The following is a 986-nucleotide window of genomic DNA, read 5'->3' as shown; positions in this document are numbered from 1 at the left end:
ACCACGGTGTGATTCATGACTGGGGTGAAGTCGTAACAAGGTAACCCTAGGGGAACCTGGGGTTGGATCACCTCCTTACCTTAAGATGTCGTGTTGTTGAGTGTTCACACAGATTGCCTTGATTCAAAGTAGTTAGAGCAAAGACCTGATGCGCCAGAGATGACGCGTCAGTGCTTGTTTGGCTAACGCCAAACGAGAGAAGTTTGTTCGTTGGATTGGGGGTGAATGATGACGCAAGTCGTTACCCAATTCGCAGTTAGCAATAACAACGAACAGCGCTAAAGGCCGCGAGCCTCGCAGGCTCGGCGTCGCCTTTACAAAACGTCTTCGATACGAAGTATCGAAAGCGGACGTTTTGTCCCCTTCGTCTAGAGGCCTAGGACACCGCCCTTTCACGGCGGTAACAGGGGTTCGAATCCCCTAGGGGACGCCACTTCTCTTTTGCTAACAAGAATGCAGACATAAGCAGTCGTGTTTATGTCTGTTTTCTTCGGCCTTGAGCCGTTGCAAACATGCTCTTTAACAATCTGGAAAGCTGATTTAAAAAGTAGTTCTCAAACATTTGTTACAAGTGCTTTGGAAACTTCTTGGCGAAAACCAAAATTTATTTTGGTCACCTTCCTTCGGGAAGAAAGTTGTACAGCAACAAGCTGAGTCGTTCAACGACACTTCTTGGGGTTGTATGGTTAAGTGACTAAGCGTACATGGTGGATGCCTTGGCAGTCAGAGGCGATGAAGGACGTACTAACCTGCGATAAGCTGTGAGAAGTCGGTAAGAGACGCTATTACTCACAGATTTCCGAATGGGGAAACCCACCCAGCATAAGCTGGGTATCTATTACTGAATACATAGGTAATAGAGGCGAACCGGGAGAACTGAAACATCTAAGTACCCCGAGGAAAAGAAATCAACCGAGATTCCCTCAGTAGCGGCGAGCGAACGGGGATTAGCCCTTAAGTTTCTTGGAAGTTAGTGGAATGGTCCT

Annotated in this window: 1 tRNA gene and 2 rRNA genes; all 3 read left to right on the top strand. The window is 47.6% G+C overall.

Features of this window, described 5'->3' with window-relative positions:
* Nucleotides 1-78: ribosomal RNA gene (locus ACLHZ1_RS20500) — 16S ribosomal RNA — on the top strand; the annotation flags it as partial.
* Nucleotides 79-357: 279 nt separating this feature from the next.
* A tRNA-Glu gene (locus tag ACLHZ1_RS20495) sits at nucleotides 358-433 on the top strand.
* A 251-nt stretch (nucleotides 434-684) separates the two neighbouring features.
* Nucleotides 685-986: ribosomal RNA gene (locus tag ACLHZ1_RS20490) — 23S ribosomal RNA — on the top strand; the annotation flags it as partial.

Source organism: Aeromonas sobria (assembly GCF_050266975.1).
GTDB classification, from domain to species: Bacteria; Pseudomonadota; Gammaproteobacteria; order Enterobacterales; family Aeromonadaceae; genus Aeromonas; species Aeromonas sobria_B.
The sequence above is the reverse complement of the archived record's forward strand: the minus strand, read 5'-3'. Positions and strand labels throughout refer to the sequence as shown.